Here is a 25,236-nt window from a genome sequence, read left to right as displayed (position 1 = left end):
CGGTCCCGTTCGGCCGGCGCGGGACGGGGAAGGACATCGCCGATGGGCATCACGGAGCAGCGCCAGCAACTCGTTCTCGGCGAGCTTCGCCGGGACGGGCGCGTCAGCGTCAAGGATCTGGCCAAGCGGCTCGGCATTTCCACCGAGACGGTCCGCCGGGACCTGCGCGACCTCGAGATGCAGGGCCATGCCCGGCGCGTCTACGGCGGCGCCGTCACCGACCGCAAGGAGGCCGACCAGCCCTTCGACGAGCGCCTGCGCGTCTCGGCCCGCGACAAGGCGCGCATCGCGCAGGTCGCCCTGCCGCTGATCGAGGACGGCATGACGATCTTCGTCGACACGGGCACGACGACGCTCGCCTTCGCCCGCCTCCTGGTCGGCCGGCGCGTCTCCATCCACACCAATTCCGTGGCGATCGCGGCCCTCCTCTCCTCCGATCCGGTGGCCGATGTCGTGGTCCTCGGCGGCTTCCTGAAGCCCGACTACAAGGGCCTCTACGGCCACCGGACGCTCCAGGGCATCCGCGAGCATGTCTACGATCTCGCCGTCATGGGCATCGTCACCGTGCACATCCAGCATGGCTTCATGGACATCGGGCAGGAGGAGGCGGCCCTGCGCCGCGCCGCCGTGGAGCAGGCCGGCCGCAGCGTCATCCTCGCCGACGGCTCCAAGTTCGGCCGCCTCGGCACGGTGCGGACCTTCGGCTTTTCCGAGATCCAGACGCTCGTCACCAACGCAGCCCCGCCTCCCGACTTCGCACAAGCCTTCCAGCAATCGAACGTGGACGTTCTTCATGCCTGACACTCTGCAGCGCTCCGGCGCCCTCATCGATCCCGCCCGGCTCGACGCCATGATGACCGCCGTCTCCGCCTTCGGCGGCGGAGAGGACGGGTCCATGATGCGCCTGACGCTCTCCGCCGAGGACGGGCGCGCAAGGGACTGGCTCGGCGCCTGGTTCGCCGGGAACGGCTTTGCCGGCAAGATCGACCCGATCGGCAACCAGTTCGGATTTGCCGGCATGGGCGGGTCCAACGCGCCCGTCGTCCTCGTCGGCTCCCATCTCGACAGCCAGCCGAACGGCGGGCGGTTCGACGGCGCGCTCGGCGTCGTCTCCGCCTGCGAGGCGATCCGCGCCGTGCGCGAGGCGCTGGAGCGGCGCGGCGTCCTCTCGGCCTGCGAGTTCGCCGTGGTCAACTGGACGAACGAGGAGGGCGCGCGCTTCCAGCCGAGCCTTCTCGGCTCCAGCGTCTTCACCGGGGCGGCCGAGCTCGACTGGGCGCTGGAGCGGCGCGACGGGAGCGGCATATCGGTGGGCGAGGCCCTGTCCTCCATCGGCTATGCCGGCACGGACCATGTCGCCGTGCCCGGCGCCTATGTGGAGCTTCACATCGAGGGCGGGCCGTTTCTGGAGCGCGAGAACACCCGCTTCGGCATCTTCACCCGCTTCTGGGGCGCCACCAAGTACCGCCTCGCCTTCCTCGGACGGCAGGCGCATACCGGCCCGACGCCGATGGCCGAGCGGCTGGACGCGCTTCTGGCCGGCGCCCATGTCGTGACCGGGCTGAAGGCGCTGGCGGGCGCCTACGGGCTCGACCTCCACACCTCCGTCGGGCGCCTGGAGGTCTTCCCGAACTCGCCCAACACCGTGCCGAGCGAGGCCGTGCTCTTCATCGAGCTCCGGTCGGGCTCCGCCACGGTCCTCGCCGAGGCGGAGGAGCGGCTGAACGCGATGATCGAAGCGGCGGCGAAGGAGGCGGGCGTCGGCTTCGAGATCCGCTCGGTCGACCGGCGCATCGCGGGCCCGATGGATGCGGGCCTCGTCGGCCTCGCCGAGCGGAGCGCGGCCGGCCACGGGGTCGTCTCCCGGCATCTCGACACGATCGGCGGGCACGACGCGGTGAGCCTCGCGGCGGTCTGCCCCTCCATCGTGCTGGCGGTCCCGAGCGTCGGCGGCGTCATCCACCACCCGACCGAGCTGACGCGGCCGGAGGACCAGGCCTTCGGAACGCAGGTTCTGGCCGACATGCTGATGACGCTGGCGACGGACGGTCTGGCGGCGCTGCAGTCTCGCGACGAGGCGGCGTGACCATGCCGGCGAGCCTGCCCGACACGCCGGAGCGGCTGGCCATCGCGGCCCTTGCCGGGGCGCGCGATCTCGTCGGAGAGCGGCCGCGGCTCGAGATCGCCGTAGAGGGCGCCGCCTCGCCCTCCTATCACGGCGTGGAATCGGCGAGCTTTCTCGTGACGGCGGAGGGAGGCGAGGAACCCGCCTTCTTCCTGAAGGTCGGCGAGCCCGCGCTGTCCGGCCTTCTCGATGCCGGCCATGCCTTTCGCGCCGCGAGCGCGATCGCCGATCTGGGGCTCGCGCCCCGGCCGCTTCGTCTGGCGGCGGAGGAGGGCGCGATCCTCTTCGAGCGCCTTGGCCCCGAATGGCGCCCGGCGACGCTCGATCTTCTGTCGCGCCGCGACAGTCTCGCCGCCGTGATCGGCGCCTTCGCGAAGGTCGCCGGGGGCGCCCGGTTCGGGCGGCCGGCCTCGGTCTTCGAGGGCATCGCGGACATGAGGGCGCTTCTGGGGCCGGACGCCGCCACCCTGCCGCCCGATGCCTGGTGGCTCTTCGAGGAGGTCGCGGCGATCGAGGCGGCCTTCGAGGCGGCCGGCAGCGAAATCCGCCCTCTCCACAACGATCCCCATGCCTCGAACCTCCTCTTCGGCCCCGGCGGCGCATTGCGTCTGGTCGATTTCGACAGGGCCGGCGACGGCGATCCGCACCAGCAGCTCGGCGCCCTCCTCAACGAGGCCTTCCAGTTCGAGGACGACATGCGGCTCGGCGTGGAGATCGCCGAGGGCGCCTTCCGCCCCGCCGTCTTCAACCGCTGCCGGGCCTATGCGGCGGCCGACGATCTCTACTGGGGCCTGCGCGCCCTTGTTCTCGACCGGCTGTCGCCGCGGACCGGCCTGGAGTTCCGCAAATATGCCGGCTGGCGCTTCCTGCGCTGCCGGATGCTCCTGAACAGGCCGGGTTTCGAAGAGACCCTGAGAAAGCTCGGATGAGGGCGCCATGAAGACACTCGGAGAAGCCTCGACGGATGCCGAGCGGCTGGTGGAAGCCGCGCTCGCGGACGCCGCGCCCTGGGCCGAGCGCCCGCTGCGCTACCGGCCCGTCACGGGGGGCATCAGCAACATGAACTGGCGCGTCGAGGTGGAGGGCGATCCCCGCCCCTATTTCGTCAAACTGCCGGGGCGCGGCACGGAGATGTTCATCGACCGCGCCGCCGCCCGCGCCGCCAGCCGTCAGGCGGAGGCGATCGGGCTGGGGCCGCGCACCTTCGACTATCTCGACCACGCCGATATCGAGATCGCCGAATTCGTGGACGGCCGCCGCGCCTCCACCCACCGCGACTTCGCCGATCCGGCCTTGCGGGCGGAGGCGATGCGCGTCTACCGGCGCTTCCACGACGCGCCGCTCCTGCCGCTGACGAAGACCGTGTTCGACATGATCGACGAGCACGACGCCCAGGTCGCCGCGCTCGGCGGCGTGGTGCCGGCCGACCATGCCTGGCTTCAGCGGCAGGTCCGGCTGGCGAGGCAGGCTCTGGAAGCCTCCGGCCTCGACCTCGTGCCCTGCTTCAACGATCCGATGCCCGGCAACTTCCTGATCGGCGCGGACGGCTCCATCCTCCTGATCGACTTCGAATACGCCTCCAACAACGACCGAATCTACGATCTCGGCATCTGGAGCGGGGAGATGTTCTTTCCCGAGAGCATCGACCGCGAACTGATCGAACTCTACTTCGGCCGCTACGAGGAAGCCCTCTATGCCCGCCTCGTCGTCCACAAGGCGCTGGCGGACGTGAAGTGGTCCACCTGGGCCATGGTCCAGAACAAGATCTCCACCCTCGACTTCGACTTCTACAAATATGGCGTCTGGAAGCATATGCGGGCCCGCTCGATCATGAGCGATCCGCGCTGGCCAGCCTATCTGAAGGCCCTCTGACACCATGCCGGACACGCTGACACCGACGCTTCCGTCCGACGCGGCGGAAGGCCTCGCCTTCGCCGAAGGGCTCGCCGACGCCGCGCGCCCGATCGCCCTCCGGCACTTCCGCACCTCGCTCGACATCCTGACCAAGGCGGACGAAAGCCCCGTGACGATCGCCGACCGGGCCGTGGAGGCGGAGCTGCGGCGTCGCATCGAGGCGCGCTTTCCCGATCACGGCATCTTCGGCGAGGAGATGGGAGTGAAGTCCGGCAGCGGCCCCGTCTGGGTGATCGACCCGATCGACGGCACCAAGAGCTTCGTCTGCGGCCTGCCGCTCTTCGGAACGCTCATCGCCTTTCTCGAAGAGGAGCGCCCGCTCTTCGGGGTGATCGACATTCCCGCGCTCGGCGAGCGCTGGACGGGGAGCCCGGCGGGAACCTTCCTGAACGGCGTTCCGGCTCGGGCGAGCAAGTGCCGGACCCTTCGTGAGGCGCGCTTCTTCACCACCTCTCCCGAGAGCTTTTCGGGCGCGGACGTCGCAGCCTACGAACAGCTTCTGGCGCGCACCGCGCTTCGCCGGTTCGGGGGCGACTGCTATGCCTACGGCCTTCTGGCATCGGGCCATTGCGACCTCGTCGCCGAATGCGGCCTCCAGCCCTACGACTACATGGCGCTCGTGCCGGTGGTGGAACGGGCCGGAGGCGTGATGACGGATTGGAGCGGCGATCCTCTGACCCTTGCCTCCGACGGTCGCGTCCTCGCCGCTTCGACGCCCGAACTCCATGCCGAGGCGCTCGCGCTCCTGGCAAGCTGAGCCCGCGCTCGGCCTTCTGTTCCGGCATCTCGCTTTCCCTCTAAGCCGATGTGGCCATTGTCATATCGAGCGACGTCCGCTTAAGTGCGGGCTTGGCGGAGATCGAAGCCATGCGCAGTGCATGATTCCGTGAGCGAGGACAGACGGGCGAAGTTCGATCGCCTCGTCCTGCCGCGCCTCGGCGACGGCTTTCGCCTGGCCCGCTGGCTGACCGGCAATCAGGCGGATGCCGAGGACGTGATGCAGGAGGCGTCGCTCCGCGCCTTTCTCGCGATGGACCGGCTGGTCGAGGACAATGTCCGCGCCTGGTTCATGACCATCGTCCGGAACACCTGCTATTCCTGGCTCGGCAAGAACCGGCCGGGAATAAATCTCTCGGTCGACGAGTTGATGCCGAAGGACAGGGATTTCATGGAGCGCGGTGGCCTCGCCGCCGAGCCCGTGCCGTCCTCCGAAGAGACCTTGATCGCGAAAGGCCGGGCCGCGTGGCTGGCGGAAGCGATCGACCGTCTTCCCGTCGCCATGAAGGAGGTTCTGGTTCTCAGGGACTATCACGACCTCTCGTATCGCGAGATCGCCGACGTCATCGCCGTTCCCGTCGGCACGGTGATGTCGCGGCTCGCGCGGGCCCGCCAGTCTCTCCTCCAACAGATCGATCTGGCCGACGATGAAACCTGACGACAGAGATCATCCGATGCTGGGCGCCTATCTCGACGGCGAGCTCTCGCCGGGCGAGACGCTGGAGATGGAGCGCCGGCTGGAGGCCGAACCCGAGCTTCGCCGGCTAAGGGACGAGCTGTCGGGCCTGTCCGGATCGATCCGCGACCTCGTGGCCGAGACGCCTGTTCCCGACCATCTGTCGGACAGCGTCCGCCGGCAGTTCGCCGAGGTGCGGGCCCTGCCGCAGGCGCAGCCGCGGCCGCCGTGGAAGCCGCAGCCCGCGGTGCAGCGGCGGGAGCGCCCGTCCTGGCAGGCGATCGCGGCGGCCCTCCTGATCGGCCTCTTCGCCGGCGGGCCGCTCGGCTACGGCCTGTCCCACCTGACCGAACGGCCGGCGACCGGCCCGATCGAGGACGCGATCTTCGCCAATCATCTGCGGGGCCTCGCCGCGCCCGAGCCCTTCGACATCGCCTCGTCCGATCGCCACACCGTGAAGCCCTGGTTCAACGGCCGCACGGCAATCGCGCCGGATGCGCCCGATCTTGCCGCGCAGGGCTTTCCGCTGGTCGGCGGGCGCGTCGACATCGTCGCGGGCAAGCCGGTTCCGACCCTCGTCTACCGGCGGCGCCAGCATGTCATCAGCGTCACCGTCGTGTCGAAAAGCGAAGGCGTCCCGCCGGGACCGGCCCGGCACGAGGGGTCTCGGATCGAGCGCTGGACGGCCGGCGATCTCGACTACTTCGCCGCCTCCGACCTCAATGCCAAGGAGCTCGGCGAGTTCGCCGCTCTGTTCCGCTCCGCGACGGCGCCGGCCGGCTGATCGCGGCCGTCGATACGAGCGGCCCCGGCCAAGGACCGCTTGTCTCCCGCGCCGCCCCTCGGCAGGTTCGGGAGACGCGGCGGCGGCCAATGCTGCCGGAACGCCCCGACTTTCGATCTCTCGAAGGTCAGGGCCGCTGATAGGACGCGGTCCGAAAGAATTTCCGGCGCCTTGGAATAAACCTCTCGCCGATCCGGTTCCCTCTCCAGCGACGCTGCGGGCGAGGGGAGGACGGCGTGGGGAAAGCGGCAGTCGTCGCGAAACGGGGGGCCGCTGAGGGCGTGCCTTCGCCGCCCTGCCATCGAGGGCCGGGCAACCGGGGGCCGGGTGCCCCGATCGTTCATTCTGCCGCGCGCCGCCGCGCGTGGCGGTTCGCTGCCGGCCTCGGCAGCTTCGCTCTTCGTCCAGAAACCCATGCGGCCGCAAGCCACCGGGGGGCTCCCAACCCCGCGCCGGCTTGGCCGGGCCGCCGAGGCGCCGTGGTGGGGATACCGTCGTCTCCATGGGCATGGTCTGGATTCGGAGCGTCGCCGAGGCGGCAAGCGGCGGCCGGGATCGGGGGGCTCACCGCGTCCCGGTTTCGGCCGTCGCTTCCTCGTCTGCTCGATCGAGGCGCGGGCGTCGCGCTCGTGGCGAGTGGCTTCCTCGCAGGGTGCCGGTCGGTCGTCGAAGGACGGCGGGCGGAGGCCGGGGCGTCGGGGCGCAATGGGGCGGACACGCCGCGCTCGATGGCGCCCGAACCCTTCCAACCCGACCGTGCAGCCCCTTCGCGCCCCCCTCTGCCTGCCGGCATCTCCCCCTCAAGGGGGGAGATCAGGCTTGCCGCAGGCGCTTCTCGTTTCGATCTGCCGTCGAAGCTGCCGATCTCCCCCCTTGAGGGGGAGATGCCTCGCAAGGCAGAGGGGGGCGCTTCGCGCGAACCCTTCCGCGATCGAGGGTTTGCCGTCCGTTGCGGAGAAGAACGCCGCCCCTCCACCTCGAGCGCTCCGGTCTCGGCCGGCGTCGTTCCTCCGTCCGCCGCCGGCCCGTGACATCCATGCACGTGCTCGGCATACCCTCCGCGGACGCTCTGATGCCCTTCCTGCTCGGCGTCGTGATCCTGCAGCTGTCGCCGGGCCCCGATATGCTGCTCATCCTGAACCGGGGCATGGTCCATGGTCCGAAGATCGCCTTTGCGACGATCCTCGGCATCGTGGTGATCGCCGGCACGGCGCAGATCGGGCTTCTCGTCTTCGGTCTCGGAACGCTGGTTCGGACCCATCCGGCCGCCATGCCGATGCTCCAGTCGCTGGGGGCGCTCTATCTTCTTTATCTCGGCCTTCGGATGATGACGACGACGCTCCAGGCGGGCGGGCAAGGCTCGGCGTCGCCGGTCGGGACGCGGCAGGCGCTTTGGGAGGGGGCGCTGAGCAGCCTCACCAATCCCAAATCCTTCCTGTTCCTCTTCGTCGTCCTTCCCCATTTCGTCGATCCGGCCTCCGGGCCGGTCTGGGTGCAGATGCTCGTGCTGGGTCTCCTGCACAAGCTGGCAAGCCTGGCGACGTTGAGCTCCGTCGCCTTGGCGGCCGGGCGGATGGGCGTCTGGACGCGGCGCTGGCCGATGCTGCTGTCGCTTCAGCGAAATCTCTGCGGCCTCCTGATGGTCGTGATCAGCCTGACCCTCGTGGGCGACGTCCATCGCCTCCTCTGATGGCGGCCGGTCGCAGTCCGCCGGCGTCGTGGCGACAGGCGGACAATCCGCCTCGCGGCATGCGACGGCCGGCCCGACCCTCCCGGCGGCTGAGCCTCCCGATCGATAGCAAGAATCTGAAACGGAACGACATTTCGGGACATCGGAGATCGCCGCGAAAACGAGGCTTGTCGAGGTTACAAAATAACATTACGCTACAGCCTCGATCGACCGATGCGAGACCATGCGATGCGAAAGCTGCCCGTCACCGTCCTGTCCGGCTTCCTCGGAGCGGGAAAGACGACCCTTCTCAACCACGTCCTCAACAACCGCGAAGGGCTGCGCGTCGCGGTCATCGTCAACGACATGAGCGAGGTGAACATCGACGCCGCGCTGGTCCGGGACGGCGGCGCGAACCTGTCGCGGACCGACGAACGGCTGGTGGAGATGACCAATGGCTGCATCTGCTGCACGCTGCGCGACGACCTTTTGGCCGAGGTCCGCCGTCTCGCCGAGGAGGACCGCTTCGACCATCTCCTGATCGAATCGACGGGGGTCTCCGAGCCGCTTCCGGTGGCCGCCACCTTCGAGTTCCGCGACGAGGCGGGGATGAGCCTGTCGGACGTCGCCCGGCTCGACACGATGGTCACCGTGGTCGACACCGTCCACCTTCTCGGCGACTACGCTTCGGCCGACTTCCTGCGCGACCGCGGCGAGACGGCGGGCGAAGGCGACGCGCGCACCCTGGTCGATCTCCTCGTCGAGCAGATCGAGTTCGCCGACGTGATCGTCCTCAACAAGATCTCGGCCGCCAGCCCCGCCCAGCGGGACGCGGCGCTGAAGATCATCCGCGCCCTCAATCTCGACGCCCGCCTCGTCGAGGCCGATTTCGGCGCCGTGCCGCTCGGCGACATTCTCGGCACGGGCCTCTTCGACTTCGAGCGCGCCCACGAGCATCCGCTCTGGTATCGAGAACTCAACGGCTTTGCCGGGCATGTGCCGGAAACGGAGGAATACGGCATCCGCTCCTTCGTCTACAGGGCCCGCGCGCCGCTGGACCCGATGCGCTTCCAGGCCTTCGTCGGCGAGGGCTGGCCGGGCGTGATCCGGGCCAAGGGCTTCTTCTGGCTGGCGACCCGCCCGCACCATGTCGGCGAGATCGCGCAGGCGGGCGCCGTCGTGAAGACGCAGAAGCGCGGGCTCTGGTGGGCCTCCGTTCCCCGGTCCAAATGGCCCGAGACGCCCGAATGGCGCCGCCTGATGGAGCCGGTCCTCGATCCCGTCTGGGGCGACCGGCGCCAGGAGATCGTCTTCATCGGCACCGACCCGATGGACGAGGCGGCGATCCGGGCCCGCCTCGACGCCTGCCTCGTCGAGGCGACCGATTTTACCCCGGGCGCCTGGACGCAGCTCCCCGATCCGTTCCCGGACTGGTCGCGCCAAGCCGCCTGAGGCCGGCCGGCCCTCGCGCTTGCCGCGCCCAACGCCGCCGTGTCCGGTCCGATCGTTGACGCCGCCGGCTCCTCCCGCGTAAGCTCGTCGCGACGGTTTCCCCGCGGCGACGAGCCCGGGGGATTAAAAGGGAACACGGTGAGGACGACCCAATCGGGGCCGAAACCGTGGCTGCCCCCGCAACTGTAAGCGGATGCCGATCATCCCCGGGACGCTTCTTCAGCGTTTCGGCGGGCCGCCGGGTCGCCCCGGCGCCATGCCACTGCCGGAGCCCGAAGGGCCGAGGCGGGAAGGCAGATGATCGGCGCGATGTCCGCGAGCCAGGAGACCTGCCGTCGAGCGATCGATCCATTGTCACGAGCGGGGATGCTCGGAAAGGATGCCCATGACGGCCCATACAAGGCACATCCGTGCCGAACGCCCGTTCTCGTCGCCACCCCGCCGGTGGCGCGCGTAGCACCGACAGATCCGCAAGATCGTCGACGACGCGAGGCGCGATCGGCGCCGCCCGGCCGACCCGTCCCTGTTTCGGGCCGGGCTCGAAGGCTCGCCCGCACGATCCGCCGCCTGCCCCGGTCGAAGGACCGCGCCCCTGCGCGTCGCTCGGCCATGGCGCTCCCGTATGCCCCTTCTCGAGAAGCCCCGTCATGATCCGCATCCGCATGCTCTCCCGCCGCGTCGGCCCCGTTCGGCAGGACGCACCGGCTGGCCCGGCCCGTCCAAGCCGGGGCTGAAGCCCTATGCTGTCTGCGGTCGAAACCGGACGGATCGGCGTCGAGTCGGTCGATCTCGTCACGCGCGACGCCCTCGTCATTCTTCAAGGCGTCCGTCTCGACGTCGCTCCCGGGGAGCGGCTTGCGATCGTCGGGCCGAACGGCGCCGGCAAGACCTCGCTGCTGCGCCTTCTCTTCGGTCGGGTCCGGCCGAGCGCCGGATCGGTCTCGATCGACGGGCGGAACCTCTCTCGGATTTCGCTGGCCGAGCGCGGCCGCTCCATCGCGGTCGTCGGCCAGAGCGACCTGCCGGACGGCCGGCTGACCGTCGCCGACTATGTCGGCCTCGGGCGCATCCCCCATCGGGGCCGCTGCCCGAGCGATCGTCATGCCCTCGTCGTGGACCGGGCCTGCGAGCGGGTCGGCCTTAGCGGACGCGGCGCGCGGCGCCTCGCGACCCTGTCCGGCGGCGAGCGCCAGCGCGCCGCGATCGCCCGGGCGATGGCGCAGGAGCCCTCCATCCTCATCCTCGACGAGCCCACCAACCATCTCGATCCGCGCGCCCGCGCCGACATGCTCGCCCTCGCGCGCGGCCTCGGGATCACGGTCGTCGCCGTCCTGCACGATCTCGCGCTCGTCTCGCCCTTCGCCGATCGCGTCGCCGTCCTGAAGTCCGGGCGCCTCGTCGCGCTGGGCGATCCGGCCGCCGCCCTCTCGGCCGCGACCGTCCGCAGCGTCTTCGACATGGACTGCTTTCCCTTCACCAATCCGTCGACCGGCCGCCCCCTTCTGGTCTTCGACACCCCCGCCGCCTGACTCTCACCTGACCTCGATCCATCGGAGACCGCCATGCGCCTCATGCCCGCCATCGCCCTCGCGGCGCCGCTTCTTCTGGTCGCGCCCGCGCTGGCCTTTCCCGTGACGGTCGAGAATTGCGGCCGCACCCTGACCTTCGACGCGGCCCCGCGGCGCGCCGTCGTCCACGACCTCAACATGAGCGAGATGGCCTTCGCGCTCGGCCTCCAGCCGCAGATGGCGGGCGTCACCGGCGTCTCCGGCTGGTACAAGACGACGCCGGCCTTCGACGCGGCCAAGGGAGCGCTCCCGGAGCTCGCCCCGAAATATCCGACGATCGAGACCCTCATCGCCGCCGACGCGGACTTCTTCATGGCCGGCTGGTACTACGGCATGAAGCCCGGCGGAGAGGTGACGCCCGACACGCTGAAGCCGAAGGGCATCGCGACCTACGTCCTCAGCGAAAGCTGCGCCCAGGTCGACAAGGCCCGGCCCCGCGCCTCGATGGACCTCCTCTACGAGGACGAGCTCGCGCTCGGCACGATCTTCGGGAAGGAGAGCGAGGCGAAGGCGCTGGTGGCGGGCTGGAAGGATCGGATCGCCAAGGTGGCGGAGGCGGTGAGGGGCAAGCCGCCCGTCTCCGTGTTCCTCTACGATTCCGGCGAGGACAAGCCCTTCACGGCCGGCAAGTTCGCCATGCCGACGGCCCTCGTCGAAGCGGCCGGCGGCACCAACGTCCTCGGGGACATGGCGATGAGCTGGGGCACGACCTCCTGGGAGGACGTGGCGGTGAAGAACCCGCAATTCCTCGTTCTCCTCGACTACCAGGACGGCGCGGGCTACGGCAAGCTCCTCGACTTCCTGAAGAGCCATCCGGCGATGAAGGACACGGACGCGGTGAGGAACGAACGGTTTCTGCCGCTGCGCTACGAAGAGATCACGCCCGGCCCCGCCAATGTCGACGCCGTCGAGGCTCTGGCCAAGGCCCTGCACCCAGCCGATTTCGCGGGCAAATGAAGCCCTTCGCAGCCAAGGCGGGCCCCCTGGCGCTCCTCTGGATCGCCGGAGGGAGCCTGCTGATCGCCCTTTCGGTCGCGGGGATCGCCTTCGGCTCCACCCCGCTGGAGGCGCGCGACGTCCTGCGGGTTCTCGCCGGAGCGCTCGGGATCGGCGACGGGGTCGCTGGGCCGATCGGCCGCATCGTGCTCGACCTCCGGCTCCCGCGCGTTCTCCTGGCCGTCTGCGTCGGCGCGGGCCTTGCGGTGGTCGGCGTGCTTCTCCAGACGACGACCCGCAACGATCTCGCCGATCCCTTCCTCTTCGGCCTCTCTTCCGGGGCGGCGGCGGGGGCGGTGTCGGTCATCACCGTCTTCGGCGACAGGCTCGGCGTCTGGACGCTTCCCGCCGCCGCCTTCGCCGGAGCGCTCGTCTCGGCGGGCGCGGTTCTGGTGCTGATGGCGCGCCAAGACGGGCGGGAGCCGGAGCGGCTGGTGATCGCGGGCCTCGCCGTCTCCTTCCTGTTCGGCGCGCTGACGACCTGGATGGTCTTTGCCGGCGACCAGAGGGCGGCCTATTCCATCCTGTTCTGGACGGCGGGCGGCCTCGGCCTCGCCAGCTGGAGCAACCTGCCGATCGGCATCTTCGGGGCCGGGCTCGCCGTCGCCACGGGGCTGGCGCTCCGGTCCCGGCTGGACGCGCTTCTCGGCGGCGAGGACACCGCGACCTCCCTCGGCGTCGACGTCGGACGGCTGCGCCTCCTCGTCTTCGCCCTCGCGGCGCTGGCGACGGCGGCTCTGGTCGCCCTTTCCGGCGTGATCGGCTTCGTCGGCCTCATGGTGCCGCACCTCGCCCGGGCGCTGGTCGGCGTGCGCCACGGCGTTCTCGTCGCGACGTCCGCGCTTCTCGGCGCGATCCTGCTTCTGGTCAGCGACCTCGCCAGCCGCGTCGTGCTCGCGCCGCAGGAACTGCCCGTCGGCATCGTCACGTCAGCCGCCGGCGCCCTGTTCGTTCTGGCCGTCGTGCTCGGAAGATAGAGCCGGTCCTCTCCCTCGGCTCGGTGAACGCGCCGGTGCCGGTCACGGGCCGCGCGGCTTCCCTCGGCGTGGCGGCGTGGCGAGCTGCATGATCTCCGCGACGTCCGGGACATCCTGCAGACGACCGACGGCCTCGATCAGGCGATCGGCGGCTCCGACCTGCAGGAGGGTTTCGACGCGCGCGCAGTTGCCGCGGAACTTGTCCAGGTGGCGGGACGGCGTCAGGGGGTGGCGCGGATGGCCGAGACTGTCGGCGACCGTCTCCTCCAGGCAGCGGCCGTCCGTCAGCTCGATCCGCGCCGACGACGGCGCGAAGGCGTCGATGCCGGCGCCGTCGAGCATCTGGAGCCTGATCGTCGCCGCGATGCGGCAGGTGGCCTCGTCGGCGAGGGCCTCGGGCTCGAAATCCCTCATCGTCAGCCCGCCGGTCACGAGGACGCGCGCCGCGCAGTAGGACAGGCAGAGACGGGCATAGTTGGCCTCCATCCCGGCCCGCGGCGGACGGCCGACCAGGCCGTGCGCCACCGGGGTCAGCGACAGGACGACCGTCTCGATCTCCTCCGGCGCGAAGCCGTGATGGGCCTGGAGGCGGAGCAGCGCCTCGATCGGGCCGTGCGTGGCTCGGCCGCAGGGAAAGGGCTTCTGGGACATTTCGTCGATGCGCCGGACCTGCCCGAGCGCGGCGACGACCGGCGCCGGATCGCTCGCGTCCTCGAAGAGGCGGAAATACCCGAAGCGCCCCTCCAGCACGTTCGTCGTCGATTGCAGGCCCGCCGCCGCCAGATCGCAGGCCTGCAGCGCGTTGCGCGTGTTGAAGCCGATCTGGAGCGCGAGCAGCATCGAGCCCTCCTCGTGGGCCTGCATCGAGCCGCAGGACTGGGCGAAGCAGGCGCCGAAGGCGGCGACGAGCCGCTCCTCGTCGAGCCCGAGCAGCTTGCCGACCGCCGCCGTGGCGCCGAACCCGTTGGCGACGCCCGGGCGGAAATAGGTCATCGGGGACCGGGCGGCCAAACCGATCGCGCAGGCGACATCGACGCCGACCACCACGGCCTCGATCAGGTGCCGGCCGGAAACGCCGCCCTGGACCTCCGCCGCCGCGAGCGCGGCCGGCAGCGTGCCCGTCAGCGCGTGGACCACCGCCTTTTCATGCAGGCTGTCGAACTCGGAATTGTGGATCTGGCAGGCGTTCAACAGGGCCGCGACGGGAGCCGGCAGCCGCTCGGCCCGCCCGAAGACGTGGCACGGACCGGCGCCGCCCCAGCCTACGGCACATCGCAGCAGCTCGTCCGCCCATTGGCCGCGGGCTCCCGCGAGCCCCACGCCGATCGCGTCGAGCACGAGACGGCGCGTCGTGGCGACGGTCTCCGCCGGCAGATCCTCGAACCGCGTCCCGACGACGTGGCGTGCGACATCGGCGATGGCGTCTGCCATGGATGGCTCTCCCTCTCCCGCATCGAAGAGGCCGGACGGCCGGCGCCGGCCGGAACGCCGGCTCGCCGAGCCTCGTTCGCCGAGGTCCGTCGCCCCCTCCCGCGCAAGACTACCGCTCTCGCCAGGCGGGACATAGCGCATGCCGGGCATAGCTGATTGTCGCAAAGCGCGGCGAGGGTCTCGCGCGCCCGTCGATCGAGGGCGCGAGGGTGCGAGGGCCCTGTCCGGCGCGGGCCTTCAGCGCCCGGCGAGGCCGCGGTCCCGCCTCGTTCACCGGCGGGAACGAGTGTCTTTCCGCAGACGAGACTACCGGGACCGCGGGCCGGAGCCGGATATGGGGGCGACGCGGTCGCCGAGCGGTTCCGCGGGAACAGGTCCGACAGGAGGGAAAGCACCATGGGTTTCTTCAGATTCGCAGTTCCGCTGGCGCTCGCCGCCGCCGCCTTCGCCTTGCCCGCCGCCCATGCCGAGACGGCGCAGGACGGCCGGTTCATCCGCCTGTCCTTCAGCGACGGGCGCCCCGACGCGGTCGGTCTCGAGGCGGTCGACGAGCAACTGGGCAAGGTCGGCGTGAGGGTGTCGGAGGTTCCGATCCCCGAGGCGAGCCGGTCCCTGATCGAGACGTCGAAGACGCGGGCGCTCGACGGGAAGGAGCAGAGCCGGCTCCTGTCGATCTTCTCGCTGGATCGCGACGGGCTCCTCGACCAGATCGCCAAGGCCGGGCGCAAGCCCGCGGTCGAGGGCGGCGGGGCGCTCTCCATCTCGGAGAAGGACGTTCCGCCCTATCCGAAGGTCTACGACATGAAGGCGCTCGACGCGGAGACCGTGGCCTTCCTCATGCGCAAGTTCGGCCGCCTCCACGTCAACAGCGCGGATGACGGGCACGGCATCGACGAGGTCATGACCATCGTTTCGGGCGGGCCCTATACGTGGTTCTTCGCCCTGGAGGACGAGACGGTCGCCAAGGTCCGCTTCAGCGAGGTGAAGGACGGCGAGAAGGGCTGGCGGATCAGCTATCCGGGCCTTGGTCCCCATGGCGGCTACTTCGACGCGCCGCACGGGCTCGTCGTCGCCCTGGCCCACGGGCCCGAGCGCTTCGTCATGCGCTACGAGGCGCCGAACGTGAAGTCCTCCCGGCGGCTGAACGACAATCCCTGGATCGACTTCACCGCCAACCCGCCGCTTCTGCTCGACCGGTCGAGGGACGCCGGCCGCTGATCGGCGCGGCCTCGTTCAGGGGCGGGCGGCCGGGGTTCTTCCCAGGCCGCCCGTCGTCGCGAAGGCCGGGAGGGGAGGGCGAGCCTCACCGGCCCGGCCATGCGGCCGCGAGCCGTCCGCCCGGTCGGTCGGACCAGGTCTTGAGATCGTCGGTGATGATCTCGATGAAGGCCCGGAGCTTGGGGGAAACGTGATGACGCGAGGGGTAGATCGCGTAGACCGTGGCCGTCGGCAGCGTCCAGTCGCCGAGCAGCCGCACGAGGCGTCCTTCCGCGAGGTCCGCCGCGACATAGGGGAGAGGCAGGAGCCCGACACCCAGCCCTTCGAGGAGGGCCTCCCGGATCGCAAGGCTCGACGTCGTCTGGAAACGCCCGGTCACGGCGATCCGCCGCGTCTCTCCCTCCCTGGTAAAGACCCATTCGTTCGCCCGGTCCGACAGCGTGTAGCGCAGGCAGTCGTGCCGCGGCAGGTCCTCGGGCGAGGAGGGCGCCTCCCGTTTGGCGAGATAGGCGGGCGCCGCGCAGACGACATGCGGCAGATCCGTCAGCGCGCGCGCCATCAGGCTGGAATCCTCCAGCCGGTCGCTGCCCCGGATGGCCATGTCGTAGCCGCCCTCCACGAGATCGACCTTGCGGTCGTCGAGATCGAGAAGGAGGGAGACGTCGGGATAGGCCGAAAGGAAGCGCGGCACGATCCGCGAAAAGCAGACGAGCGAAAGGGACAGGGGCGCTGCGACCCTCAGCGTGCCCGCCGGCCTGTCGGAGAGGAGGCGGATCGTCTCGTCCGCCCGATCGAGCGCGTCCAGCGCCTGCTCGATCTGCCCGAGATAGGCCGATCCCGCCTCCGTCAGGCTCCTTCGGCGCGTCGTGCGGTTGAACAGCCTGACCCTCAGATGGGCTTCCAGTTCGGAGATGTTCTTGCTGATGGCGCCGGCCGACAGGCCGAGCTTGCGCGACGCTTCGGCGAAGCTTCCGGACCGGGCCGCCGCGCGGAACACCTTGAGAGCCGTCAACTGGTCCATCGCGCGCCTCGATCGCGGGCATCGGGAGGCAGGGTCTCGCGGATCGTCGGCGATCCGCGAGACCCTGCACAAGGGGACGGGACGCCGGCCGCCCGGCATCTCTCGGGGCGTCAGGTCAGGCCGCGCCTTCGCCGGCCTGCCTCAGCAGGGCCCTCGCCCGCAGGCGCACGGGCTCGTCGACCATCGTCCCGTCGACGGCCGCCGCTCCGGCGCCGCCGGCGAGCACCTTGCGGGCCCAGGCGACCTCCGCCGCATCGGGGGCGAAGCCGGCGCGGATCGCCTCGATCTGCCGGGGATGGATGCAGAGCTTGCCTGCGAAGCCGAGCTCGCGCGCATGGCGCGCATCGCCGGCGACCGCCGAGGCATCGTCGATCGCCGTCGTCACCCCGTCGATCGGCGCGGCAAGGCCCGCCAGCCGCGAGGCCAGAACGATCTCGCTGCGCGCCGCCAGGAGGGCCTCGCGCGTGTGGGCGCAGCCGAGATCGGCGCAGAAGTCGATGCTGCCGAAGGCGAGGCGCGCGACCTGTCCCGTCGCCGCCACGCCGCGCGCATCGGCAAGGCCCCGCGCACTCTCGATCAGCGCGATCACCGGAAGGGGCGAGGCGGCGCACAGGGCCGCGAAGGCCGCGCCGCTCTCGGCCTTGGGCACGATCACGGCGGAAAAGCCCTTGCCGGGCAGCGCCGCCATGTCGGCTTCGTGCCACGGCGTGCCGAGGCCGTTGACGCGCACCAGAAGCGGCAGCGGCGCGAAGCGGCCGCGCAGGGCTGCGCGGGCCTCGTCCTTGGCGCCGGGCGAGACGGCGTCTTCGAGGTCGAGAATGACGGCATCCGCGCCGGCCGCCGCCGCCTTCTCGAAGCGATCGGGCCGGTCGGCGGGCACGAAGAGCGGAACGCGCATATGAAGGATCGCGCTCATGCCCAATGCGCTCCGGCGCTCATGCAGACGGGGCCGGCCCGTCTGGCGGTCCAGAGCCTCAGCGCCTCGCCTTCCTCGCTCGCATGCAGCGCGAAGGTGTCGGTGTCGAAGAGGGGCGAGAGGCCGCGAAAGGCGAAGCGCTTCGGCGGAGTGCCGCGCAACTCGCCGGCGTAACGATAGAGCAGCGCCGCCTGCAGGGGGCCGTGGACGACCAGACCCGGATAGGCCTCGACCTCGCGGGCATAGGGCCTGTCGTAATGGATGCGGTGGCCGTTGAAGGTGAGGGCGGAGTAGCGGAACAGGAGCGGCGGCCCGGCCGTCATCGGGCGCCGATGGACACCCTCCTCGGCCGGCGGCGCCGCCTCCGGCGATCCGCCGGGCGCCTCCGGCCCGCGATAGACGATGTCCTGCCGCTCCTCGACCACGAGCGCGCCGTCGACCGCGATGCGGTGGCCGACCGTGACGAAGCAGAGAGGGCCGCTGCGCCCCTCCTTGAGAACGACGGCCTCGATGCGGGAGGTCCGCGTCGCCGCGTCGCCGACGCGCAGGTCGCCGTGGAAGAGGACGTCGCCGCCCGCCCACATGCGCCGCGGCAGCGGCACCGGCGGTAGGAAGCCGCCCCGCGCCGGATGGCCGTCGGGACCGAGCCCGCCCGTCGGAGCGGCGGGCTGCGCCAGGCAGAAATGGATCATCCGCGGCACGACCTCGCCGGGGCCGGGCGGCTCGCCCGGAGCGTCGAAGGTCGCATGGTACTTGCGCGCCAGATCGGCGCCGACGGTCTCGGTCGCGACCTCCTCGCGGCCGATCCAGGCGCCGAGACGGTCGATGTCGATCCCCTCGCTCACGATGCGCGCCTTTCCCGTTCGTCCAGTGCCGCATGTTCGCCGATCGCCGGCACGGCGCCGTAGGCGCGCTCGACTCCGACGAGGATCGGCGCGGGCGCGGGCAGGGAGAGGGGGCCGGCTGAGGTCTCCACCGTGATGCGTCGCAGATGCGGATGCGCGGCGAGAGCCGCCATGTCGTTCACCGAGGCGAAGGCGGTATCGGCGCGCAGCAGCGCCGCCCGGGCCTCCGCCGCGTCGTAGCCGGCGAACGCCTCCGCGACCCTTTCGTCGGTCAGCGCGCGGTTGCGCACGCGCGCGACGTTCCGCGCGAAGCGCTCGTCGCTCGCCAGCTCGGGCGCCTTCAGGAACTCGGCGCAGAACGCCGCCCATTCCCGGTCGCTCTGGATCGAGATCAGGATTTCCCCACCGTCCCGCGCCGTGAAGACGCCGTAGGGGGCGATCGAGGGATGGGCGAGGCCGATCCGCCGGGGGGGCTTGCCGCCCGCCTGGTGGAGTAGGGGCACGGTCAGCCAGTCGGCCATGACGTCGAACATCGAGACGCGGATGTCGGCGCCGTCGCCGGTGACGCCGCGCGCGATCAGCGCTTCCAGAATGGCGGCATGGGCGGTGGCGCCGGTGGCGATGTCGACGATCGAGATGCCGACGCGGGCCGGCGCGTCGGGGCCGCCGGTGATCGAGGACAGGCCGGATTCCGCCTGGATCAGGAGATCGTAGGCCTTGCGCTCCGCCAGCGGTCCGGTCTCGCCATAGCCCGAGATCGAGCAGGAGACGAGGCGCGGGTGGCGCCGGCGCAGGGTCTCGGGCGCAAAGCCGAGACGGCCGAGCGCGCCGGGCTTCAGGTTCTGGACGAGCACGTCCGCCGTTTCGAGCAGGCCCTGCAGGGCCGTCTTGCCTTCGGCCGAGGCGAGATCGAGCACGAGCGATTCCTTGCCGCGGTTCAGCCAGACGAAATAGCTCGACTGACCCTTGGCCACGTCGTCGTAGCCCCTGGCGAAATCGCCTTCGGGCCGTTCGATCTTGACCACCCGCGCCCCGGCATCGGCGAGGCGCGACGTGCAGAACGGCGCGGCGACCGCCTGCTCGATCGCAACGACCAGGAGCCCCTCCAGGGGCCTGCCCGCGCTCGCCATCAGAACGACCTCGGCAGGTCGAGCACGTGCTCGGCGACATAGGAGAGGATCAGGTTGGTCGAGATCGGCGCGACCTGATAGAGCCGCGTCTCGCGGAACTTGCGCTCGACATCGTATTCGCAGGCGAAGCCGAAGCCGCCATGGAACTGGATGCAGGCATTGGCCGCCTCCCAGGAGGCCTTGGCGGCGAGGTACTTGGCCATGTTGGCCTCGGTTCCGCAGGGCTTGTGCGCATCGTAGCGCCGGCAGGCCTCGAACCGCATCAGATTGGCCGCCTCGACCTCGATGAAGCTTTCGGCGATCGGGAACTGCACGCCCTGGTTCTGGGCGATCGGCCGCCCGAAGACGACGCGCTCCTTGGTGTAGGCGCTGACCTTGTCGATGAACCAGTAGCCGTCGCCGATGCACTCCGCCGCGATCAGCGTGCGTTCGGCATTGAGGCCGGTGAGGATGTAGCGGAAGCCCTGGCCCTCCTCGCCGATCAGGTTCTCCGCCGGGATTTCCAGATTGTCGAAGAACAGCTCGTTGGTCTCGTGATTGACCATGTTGAGGATCGGCCGGACGGTCATGCCCGCGGTCTGCGCCTCCCTGAGATCGACGATGAAGAGCGACAGGCCGTCCGACTTCTTCCGCACCTGGTCGAGAGGCGTGGTCCGCGCCAGGAGGATCATCAGGTCGGAATGCTGGATCCGGCTGATCCAGACCTTCTGGCCGTTGACGACGTAGCGGTCGCCCTTCCGCACGGCGGTCGTCTTGATCCGGGTCGTGTCGGTCCCAGTCGTCGGCTCCGTCACGCCCATCGACTGCAGGCGCAGCTCGCCGCTGGCGATCCGTGGCAGATAGGTCCGGCGCTGCTCCTCCGAGCCGTGCCGGACGAGCGTGTTCATGTTGTACATCTGGCCGTGGCAGGCGCCGGAATTGCCGCCCGCCCGGTTGATCTCCTCCATGATCACGGAGGCTTCCGTCAGGCCGAGGCCCGAGCCGCCATAGTCCTCCGGGATCAGCGCGGCCATCCAGCCCGCCTTGGTCAAGGCGTCGACGAAGGCTTCGGGATAGCCGCGCGCCTCGTCGATCCTGCGATGATACTCGGCGGGAAACTGGGCGCAGAGACCGCGGATCGCGTCGCGTATCTCGTCGAAGCCCTCGCCGGCGACCGTTTGCATCGTGTTGTCCCCACGCTGGAATGGATGTCGGATCGAAAGGTAGTGCCCGCCTCGCGCGGGGCGCGAACTTTTCGCGGCCCGAGGTGGCCGGCGGTCCGCCCGACCTCAGGCCGCGGCGAGGTCGAGAAGCGTCCGGCTGGTCCGCAGCGTCTCGACCCGCCAGACGGCGTCGAGCAACTCGCGAGATCTTGCCGGAGGCAGCACGCCGCGAGCGCCGTCGAGGAACTTCTCCTCGAGTTCGGCGTCGGAGAGCGGATGATCCGGGCCGCCGCGATAGCGGTGATCCGACATGCGCGAGAGGCGCCGTCCGTCCGTGGTCGACACCTCGATCCGCGACAGGATGCGATCCTGTCCCATCGCGTCGATCGCGGGATCGTATTGCGTGTGAACGCGCGCCTGCATCGCCTGGACCTCGGGCGAGCGCACGAAGGCGTCGGTGAACTCCTCCTTGCCGGCGCGCCCGCGCAGGATCATCGCCGACAGAAGGAAGGCCATGCAGAACTTGCCCTGCAGTTCGGTCGTCGCGATCCGGTAGCGGATCGGGTGGAGGATGTTGTTGGCCGCGTGGAGCGTCACGCTCTCGATATCCGCGGGCGCGAGCGCCTCGTCCTGCATCACGGCCTTCATCAGATCCATCGAGGGATGCGTCAGCACCCCGCACGGGTAGGGCTTGACGCTGATGCCGGGCGAGACGAGGGCGAAGGGCCGTCCGAACCGCCCGAGGACGAGGCCGGGTTCGCCGCCGCGGCCGGCGACCGCCAGATAGCCCCACCGGCCGTCCAGCGCGTCGTCGTCGAAGGTGAAACCCTCCTTCACCAGCATCGCGGCGGTCACGCCGTTCTCGGAGGAGCGGCCGACATGCAGGGGCTTGCCCATCGTGCCGAAATTCGCGCGGATGCCGGCGGCCATGGAGGCCGCGCCGCCGATCGTCGCCCGGATTCCGGCCAGATCGAGACCGAGAAGCTTGGCCGCCGCGACCGCGGCTCCGAACGTGCCGATCGTGCCGCTGGTGTGGAAGCCGAGATTGTAGTGGTCGGGATTGATCGCCTCGGCGATCTTGCACTCGACCTCGACGCCGCAGACGAACGCGGTCAGCAGAGCCTCGCCGCCGACGCCCCCGAGCGATTCGGAAACGGCCAGGACCGCCGACAGGGGGGGAATGGTCGGATGGGTGAGCAGGCCGTAGGGGCGGCCCGGCCCCTCCGCCAGCTGCGTGTCGTCCCAGTCCATGACGTGGCCGGACAGCCCGTTCCAGAACGCGGCCTGCGGCGCGGACAGATTGAGCGCGGGGTGCCCGACGACGCGCGAGACCCCGTGGCCGCCGACCCTGCCGAGATAGCGCTCGGCCACGACGAGGGTCTCGTGGCGGCTTCCCGCCAGCATCACGCCGAGACCGTCGACGATGCAGCGCCGCGCGATGCGCACGACGTCCGGGGGGATGTCCGAGAAGGAGAGGCCGGCGGCGAAGCGCGCCGCGTCCTCGGTCAGCGACGTCGTCATCGGGCTGCATCCTTTCGGGAAAGGGGTGAGGGGGCCGAGGCCGGAGACCTCCAGACCTCGGTGAGGCCATCGACGTCGCCGACGATTCCGAACCGCGCCTCGACATTGCGCAGGGTCGCCGCATGCAGGCTTGCGTCCCAGGAGGCGCAGCCGTCGCGCGGAACACAGAGGTAGTAGCCGAGCTCGAAAGCCTCGCGGAGCGTGCTTTCCACGCAGACATTCGTCGAGACGCCGGTGGTCACGACGCTGCGGATGCCTTGCGCGCGCAGCAGCATGTCGAGATCGGTGCCCTTGAAGGCGCTGTATCGGTGCTTGCGGATCTGGAGCTCGCCGCCGAGAGGCGCCAGAGCGTCGACGAAGGCGGCGCCGTGCGTGTCCGCGATGGCGATCCTGTCGGAGGCGTAGGTCGAGCGCCGGCGCTGCGCGAGCCAGGGGCCGGAATCGCTGCCGTGATCCGGCAGCGTCCAGAAGCCGACATGGCAGACGAGGACGCCCGCCTCGCGGGCCGCGGCGAGGAGGCGGGCGATCGAGGGTATGATGCCTTGCGCGGCGGCGAGGGGGCGCCCGGCGGCGCTGGCCGCATAGCCGTCGACGCAGAAGTCGTTCTGCATGTCGATGATCACGAGGGCCGTGTGGGCGGCGGCGAAACGCTCCGCGAAGGCGTCGAGGATCGCAGGGTGGCGCGCGTTCATGCGGGTTGGCTTTCGGCGAACCAGTCCGCGATCTGCGAACCCGACAGGATATCGACGTCCTTGTGGGCCGTCAGACGGTCGAGCATGCGCTGCAGGAAGACGAAGCGATGCGGCACCCCCATCAGATGCGGATGGAGGCCGATGCCGAGGACGCGCGGGCCGAAGGTGCCGACCTCCGCGCCGAGACAGTCGAGGGTCGAGACCAGGCGCGAGAACAGCTCGTCGGACCGGTGTTTCTCGACCGCGTAGACCACGCTGTCGTTCAGCTCGAGCGAATAGGGCATCGCGATCAGCGGGCGGCCGGACGTGGACATCCAGCTGGGACGATCGTCCAGCCCCCAGTCGCAGACATAGTCGATGCCCCGATCGGCGAGGATGTCGGGCGTCTCGTAGCTTTCCCTGAGACCGGGGCTGAGCCACCCGCGCACCTTGCGGCCGCTGGCTTCCTCCAGGCGGGAGATCGACTGTTCGACGATCGCCCGCTCGTCGGGGGCGGACTGCATCGAGACCTGGTCGATGCCGTGTCCGATCAGCTCCCACCCCGTTTCCAGGATCGCCTCGAAACAGGCCGGATAGGCGTCGACGACGCCGGCGTTCAGGCTGACCGAAGCGGTGATCCCCCGCTCCCGGAACAGGCGCAGGATGCGCGGCAGGCCGACCCGCAGGCCGTACTCGGCCCAGCAGAAATTGGGAACGTCCGGCAGGTGCCGCGTGCCGTGCGGCGCCGTCAGCAGCTCGCGCGGCATCGGCCGGTCGAAAGGCCAGCTTTCGACGTTCAGGACGAAGTGGACGATGATCCGCCGGTCGTTCGGGATCGACGAGGGACGGCTCTGGCCTGCCCACGAAAACGCGATCCGTGGATGGGCGGCGGAGGTTTTGGAGAGTTCGGACGAAAGCTGCATGCGGTCTTCCCTGGCGCAGAGATCGTGGATGGCGCGCGGCCCGGCCGGCCGCCGGGCTCGCCCCGGTCTTATGCGGCGGGGCGGCAAGGCCTGACCAGAACCGCTCCGGTTCAACCAGTTATGCCGGCGGGGACGCCGGTCGGCGCGACGGGCCGCCGGCCTCCCCGCCGCGGACGGATCGATTCGTTGGGGGCCTATTGATCGGGGACGCGCGATCCGGTCAGATCGCATCGGTCTTCGACCCGCCCGCGCGCCGCGTCTCGTCCGGCGGCCGCAGCCGGGGCGGCGTCGGACGGAGGGGGCGCGCAGACATGGAACTTCGCCAACTGCGTTACTTCGTGACGCTGGCCGAGGCCGGCAGCGTCTCGCGCGCGGCCGCCATCCTCGGCGTGACCCAGCCGGCGATCAGCCGCCAGATCCGCCTTCTCGAGGAGAGCCTCGCCATCGCCCTCTTCTACCGGACGGGGCGCGGCATGGACCTGACGGAGGCCGGCCGCCTCCTGATGACGCATGCGCCGGGGGTCCTGTCGGGCCTCCAGAGGATCGAGAGCGAGATCGGCGATCTGCGCGGGGTCGCGGAGGGACAGGTCGTGCTCGGCGTGCCGCCCACCGAAGGGCATTTCCTGATCCCGCCGCTCGTCCAGCGGCTGCGCGCCCAGCATCCCCGCATCGCGCTGAAGGTGATCGAAGCCTTCAGCGGGCATGTCACCGAATGGCTGCTCAGCGGCCGGCTGGACATCGCGCTGTTCTACAAGCTCGGCAGCACCCGGCAGCTGTCTTCCGACGAGCTGCTGGTCGAGGGCCTCTATCTGATCGGCAAGGGCGGGCTGCCGGAGGGGAGCGGGCCGGTCGGCCTCGCCGAGATCGCGCCGCTGGACCTGATCCTGCCCAGCCGGTCGCATGGCCTGCGCGTGCTTCTGGAGCACGCCGCGGAGGCGCTCGACGTCCGGCTGAGGGTCGGGCTGGAGATCGACGCCCTCCTGACGATCAAGGCGCTGGTCGAGACCGGTGCGGGCATGACGATCCTGCCGTATCCGGCCGTCGAGCGCGACGTCGCCGCCGGCCGGCTGACGGCCCGTCCGATCCGGCGCGAGGACGTGTCGCGCACGATGATGCTGGGAACCTCCACGCAGCATCCGCTTTCGCTGGCCTCGCGCACGGTGACGCGCGAGCTTCGCCTCCAGGTGCTCGACCTCGTGCGGACCGGCCGGTGGCCGGGCGCCACGACCTGACGGCGACGCGGCGATGCTCGCGCGGCAGACCTTCGACGCCGCCGCCGCCGGCACCGCCCAAGGCGGCATAACCAAGCGGCATATCAGTTAGAAGTCCCGGCTCGCTTGATCCCCTTCCGGGCCCTCATCACTCTCATCCCAGCCTGCGGCGGGAACGAGCCGCGGTGTTCCGGAAACACGAAAAGCCGAACAGGATGGGGCTTCCTTCCGCAAGGACCCGATCTTTCGACGGCCGTCAGGGGGAGGAC

Annotated in this window: 23 protein-coding genes and 1 riboswitch; of the genes, 14 read left to right on the top strand and 9 right to left on the bottom strand. The window is 70.3% G+C overall.

Annotation, left to right across the window (positions count from 1 at the left end; translation table 11 throughout):
* Window positions 1-42 precede the first annotated feature (42 nt).
* The 12 genes from ASG62_RS23205 to ASG62_RS23150 all read left to right on the top strand — a co-directional run bounded on the left by ASG62_RS23205 (window position 43) and on the right by ASG62_RS23150 (window position 12,938).
* Window positions 43-801 (top strand): DeoR/GlpR family DNA-binding transcription regulator, encoded by a 759-nt coding sequence (locus tag ASG62_RS23205; protein ID WP_056692884.1) that lies wholly within the window; start codon window positions 43-45, stop codon window positions 799-801.
* A complete protein-coding gene (locus ASG62_RS23200) occupies window positions 794-2,086 on the top strand; it encodes a Zn-dependent hydrolase (RefSeq protein ID WP_056692887.1) in 1,293 nt (430 codons plus the stop codon). The genes ASG62_RS23205 and ASG62_RS23200 overlap by 8 nt, the downstream gene beginning before the upstream one ends.
* A gap of 2 nt (window positions 2,087-2,088) precedes the next feature.
* Window positions 2,089-3,054 (top strand): phosphotransferase, encoded by a 966-nt coding sequence (locus tag ASG62_RS23195; protein WP_056692891.1) that lies wholly within the window; start codon window positions 2,089-2,091, stop codon window positions 3,052-3,054.
* A gap of 7 nt (window positions 3,055-3,061) precedes the next feature.
* Window positions 3,062-3,997: a phosphotransferase gene (locus ASG62_RS23190; protein ID WP_056692894.1), complete on the top strand. Its 936-nt coding sequence runs from the start codon at window positions 3,062-3,064 to the stop codon at window positions 3,995-3,997.
* A 4-nt stretch (window positions 3,998-4,001) separates the two neighbouring features.
* Complete coding sequence (hisN, locus tag ASG62_RS23185) at window positions 4,002-4,796, top strand: histidinol-phosphatase (RefSeq protein ID WP_056692898.1); 795 nt, start codon at window positions 4,002-4,004, stop codon at window positions 4,794-4,796.
* Window positions 4,797-4,925: 129 nt separating this feature from the next.
* Window positions 4,926-5,474: a sigma-70 family RNA polymerase sigma factor gene (locus tag ASG62_RS23180; protein WP_056693171.1), complete on the top strand. Its 549-nt coding sequence runs from the start codon at window positions 4,926-4,928 to the stop codon at window positions 5,472-5,474.
* Window positions 5,464-6,276, top strand: coding sequence for an anti-sigma factor family protein (locus ASG62_RS23175; RefSeq protein ID WP_056692903.1), 813 nt, complete (start codon window positions 5,464-5,466; stop codon window positions 6,274-6,276). Before ASG62_RS23180 ends, ASG62_RS23175 begins: the two co-directional genes overlap by 11 nt.
* 1,072 nt (window positions 6,277-7,348) lie before the next feature.
* Window positions 7,349-7,966, top strand: a complete 618-nt coding sequence (locus ASG62_RS23170) for a LysE family translocator (protein WP_162246006.1) — start codon at window positions 7,349-7,351, stop codon at window positions 7,964-7,966.
* Between the two features lie 228 nt (window positions 7,967-8,194).
* Window positions 8,195-9,397 carry a GTP-binding protein gene (locus tag ASG62_RS23165; protein WP_056693175.1) on the top strand — a complete coding sequence of 401 codons (1,203 nt, stop codon included), beginning with the start codon at window positions 8,195-8,197 and terminating at the stop codon, window positions 9,395-9,397.
* Window positions 9,398-9,473: 76 nt separating this feature from the next.
* A riboswitch (cobalamin riboswitch) is annotated at window positions 9,474-9,749 on the top strand.
* 388 nt (window positions 9,750-10,137) lie between these two features.
* Window positions 10,138-10,926 carry an ABC transporter ATP-binding protein gene (locus ASG62_RS23160; protein ID WP_082537101.1) on the top strand — a complete coding sequence of 263 codons (789 nt, stop codon included), beginning with the start codon at window positions 10,138-10,140 and terminating at the stop codon, window positions 10,924-10,926.
* A gap of 42 nt (window positions 10,927-10,968) precedes the next feature.
* On the top strand, window positions 10,969-11,922 hold the full coding sequence (locus ASG62_RS23155; RefSeq protein WP_056693181.1) for an ABC transporter substrate-binding protein: 954 nt from the start codon (window positions 10,969-10,971) through the stop codon (window positions 11,920-11,922).
* Complete coding sequence (locus tag ASG62_RS23150; protein WP_056692906.1) at window positions 11,919-12,938, top strand: FecCD family ABC transporter permease; 1,020 nt, start codon at window positions 11,919-11,921, stop codon at window positions 12,936-12,938. Before ASG62_RS23155 ends, ASG62_RS23150 begins: the two co-directional genes overlap by 4 nt.
* Before the next feature lie 42 nt (window positions 12,939-12,980).
* On the opposite strand, the gene ASG62_RS23145 is transcribed toward ASG62_RS23150, so the two are convergent.
* Window positions 12,981-14,369 carry an MmgE/PrpD family protein gene (locus tag ASG62_RS23145; RefSeq protein WP_056692910.1) on the bottom strand — a complete coding sequence of 463 codons (1,389 nt, stop codon included), beginning with the start codon at window positions 14,367-14,369 and terminating at the stop codon, window positions 12,981-12,983.
* Window positions 14,370-14,765: 396 nt separating this feature from the next.
* Between ASG62_RS23145 and ASG62_RS23140 the strand changes: the two genes are divergently transcribed.
* Window positions 14,766-15,587, top strand: coding sequence for a hypothetical protein (locus tag ASG62_RS23140; protein ID WP_056692912.1), 822 nt, complete (start codon window positions 14,766-14,768; stop codon window positions 15,585-15,587).
* A gap of 85 nt (window positions 15,588-15,672) precedes the next feature.
* On the opposite strand, the gene ASG62_RS23135 is transcribed toward ASG62_RS23140, so the two are convergent.
* The 8 genes from ASG62_RS23135 to ASG62_RS23100 form a co-directional block, all read right to left on the bottom strand.
* Window positions 15,673-16,608, bottom strand: coding sequence for a LysR family transcriptional regulator (locus tag ASG62_RS23135; RefSeq protein WP_056692914.1), 936 nt, complete (start codon window positions 16,606-16,608; stop codon window positions 15,673-15,675).
* Window positions 16,609-16,723: 115 nt separating this feature from the next.
* Window positions 16,724-17,524 (bottom strand): HpcH/HpaI aldolase/citrate lyase family protein, encoded by an 801-nt coding sequence (locus ASG62_RS23130; RefSeq protein ID WP_056692918.1) that lies wholly within the window; start codon window positions 17,522-17,524, stop codon window positions 16,724-16,726.
* Window positions 17,521-18,369: a MaoC family dehydratase N-terminal domain-containing protein gene (locus ASG62_RS23125; RefSeq protein WP_082537103.1), complete on the bottom strand. Its 849-nt coding sequence runs from the start codon at window positions 18,367-18,369 to the stop codon at window positions 17,521-17,523. Before ASG62_RS23125 ends, ASG62_RS23130 begins: the two co-directional genes overlap by 4 nt.
* Window positions 18,366-19,499: a CaiB/BaiF CoA transferase family protein gene (locus ASG62_RS23120; RefSeq protein WP_056692922.1), complete on the bottom strand. Its 1,134-nt coding sequence runs from the start codon at window positions 19,497-19,499 to the stop codon at window positions 18,366-18,368. The genes ASG62_RS23125 and ASG62_RS23120 overlap by 4 nt, the downstream gene beginning before the upstream one ends.
* Window positions 19,499-20,662, bottom strand: coding sequence for an acyl-CoA dehydrogenase family protein (locus tag ASG62_RS23115; RefSeq protein ID WP_056692925.1), 1,164 nt, complete (start codon window positions 20,660-20,662; stop codon window positions 19,499-19,501). The genes ASG62_RS23120 and ASG62_RS23115 overlap by 1 nt, the downstream gene beginning before the upstream one ends.
* A 105-nt stretch (window positions 20,663-20,767) precedes the next feature.
* Window positions 20,768-22,162 carry an MmgE/PrpD family protein gene (locus tag ASG62_RS23110; RefSeq protein ID WP_056692929.1) on the bottom strand — a complete coding sequence of 465 codons (1,395 nt, stop codon included), beginning with the start codon at window positions 22,160-22,162 and terminating at the stop codon, window positions 20,768-20,770.
* On the bottom strand, window positions 22,159-22,854 hold the full coding sequence (locus ASG62_RS23105) for a cysteine hydrolase family protein (RefSeq protein ID WP_056692932.1): 696 nt from the start codon (window positions 22,852-22,854) through the stop codon (window positions 22,159-22,161). Before ASG62_RS23105 ends, ASG62_RS23110 begins: the two co-directional genes overlap by 4 nt.
* Complete coding sequence (locus ASG62_RS23100) at window positions 22,851-23,756, bottom strand: polysaccharide deacetylase family protein (protein ID WP_056692937.1); 906 nt, start codon at window positions 23,754-23,756, stop codon at window positions 22,851-22,853. The genes ASG62_RS23105 and ASG62_RS23100 overlap by 4 nt, the downstream gene beginning before the upstream one ends.
* Window positions 23,757-24,067: 311 nt before the next feature.
* Between ASG62_RS23100 and ASG62_RS23095 the strand changes: the two genes are divergently transcribed.
* Entirely contained in the window at window positions 24,068-24,988 is a 921-nt protein-coding gene (locus ASG62_RS23095; protein WP_082537104.1) for a LysR family transcriptional regulator, read from the top strand.
* The last annotated feature ends 248 nt before the right edge of the window (window positions 24,989-25,236 follow it).

Origin of the sequence: Aureimonas sp. Leaf427 (genome assembly GCF_001425485.1) — a bacterium.
Taxonomy (GTDB): domain Bacteria; phylum Pseudomonadota; class Alphaproteobacteria; order Rhizobiales; family Rhizobiaceae; genus Plantimonas.
Note: the sequence above shows the minus strand (reverse complement) of the source record. Positions and strands in the feature narration are given on the sequence as shown.

Coding starts and splice junctions, on each gene's coding strand:
- ASG62_RS23205 (WP_056692884.1), top strand. CDS start 43: ATGGGCATCACGGAGCAGCGCCAGCAACTCGTTCTCGGCGAGCTTCGC.
- ASG62_RS23200 (WP_056692887.1), top strand. CDS start 794: ATGCCTGACACTCTGCAGCGCTCCGGCGCCCTCATCGATCCCGCCCGG.
- ASG62_RS23195 (WP_056692891.1), top strand. CDS start 2,089: ATGCCGGCGAGCCTGCCCGACACGCCGGAGCGGCTGGCCATCGCGGCC.
- ASG62_RS23190 (WP_056692894.1), top strand. CDS start 3,062: ATGAAGACACTCGGAGAAGCCTCGACGGATGCCGAGCGGCTGGTGGAA.
- hisN (WP_056692898.1), top strand. CDS start 4,002: ATGCCGGACACGCTGACACCGACGCTTCCGTCCGACGCGGCGGAAGGC.
- ASG62_RS23175 (WP_056692903.1), top strand. CDS start 5,464: ATGAAACCTGACGACAGAGATCATCCGATGCTGGGCGCCTATCTCGAC.
- ASG62_RS23170 (WP_162246006.1), top strand. CDS start 7,349: ATGCCCTTCCTGCTCGGCGTCGTGATCCTGCAGCTGTCGCCGGGCCCC.
- ASG62_RS23165 (WP_056693175.1), top strand. CDS start 8,195: ATGCGAAAGCTGCCCGTCACCGTCCTGTCCGGCTTCCTCGGAGCGGGA.
- ASG62_RS23160 (WP_082537101.1), top strand. CDS start 10,138: ATGCTGTCTGCGGTCGAAACCGGACGGATCGGCGTCGAGTCGGTCGAT.
- ASG62_RS23155 (WP_056693181.1), top strand. CDS start 10,969: ATGCCCGCCATCGCCCTCGCGGCGCCGCTTCTTCTGGTCGCGCCCGCG.
- ASG62_RS23150 (WP_056692906.1), top strand. CDS start 11,919: ATGAAGCCCTTCGCAGCCAAGGCGGGCCCCCTGGCGCTCCTCTGGATC.
- ASG62_RS23145 (WP_056692910.1), bottom strand. CDS start 14,369: ATGGCAGACGCCATCGCCGATGTCGCACGCCACGTCGTCGGGACGCGG.
- ASG62_RS23140 (WP_056692912.1), top strand. CDS start 14,766: ATGGGTTTCTTCAGATTCGCAGTTCCGCTGGCGCTCGCCGCCGCCGCC.
- ASG62_RS23135 (WP_056692914.1), bottom strand. CDS start 16,608: ATGGACCAGTTGACGGCTCTCAAGGTGTTCCGCGCGGCGGCCCGGTCC.
- ASG62_RS23130 (WP_056692918.1), bottom strand. CDS start 17,524: ATGAGCGCGATCCTTCATATGCGCGTTCCGCTCTTCGTGCCCGCCGAC.
- ASG62_RS23120 (WP_056692922.1), bottom strand. CDS start 19,499: ATGGCGAGCGCGGGCAGGCCCCTGGAGGGGCTCCTGGTCGTTGCGATC.
- ASG62_RS23115 (WP_056692925.1), bottom strand. CDS start 20,662: ATGCAAACGGTCGCCGGCGAGGGCTTCGACGAGATACGCGACGCGATC.
- ASG62_RS23110 (WP_056692929.1), bottom strand. CDS start 22,162: ATGACGACGTCGCTGACCGAGGACGCGGCGCGCTTCGCCGCCGGCCTC.
- ASG62_RS23105 (WP_056692932.1), bottom strand. CDS start 22,854: ATGAACGCGCGCCACCCTGCGATCCTCGACGCCTTCGCGGAGCGTTTC.
- ASG62_RS23100 (WP_056692937.1), bottom strand. CDS start 23,756: ATGCAGCTTTCGTCCGAACTCTCCAAAACCTCCGCCGCCCATCCACGG.
- ASG62_RS23095 (WP_082537104.1), top strand. CDS start 24,068: ATGGAACTTCGCCAACTGCGTTACTTCGTGACGCTGGCCGAGGCCGGC.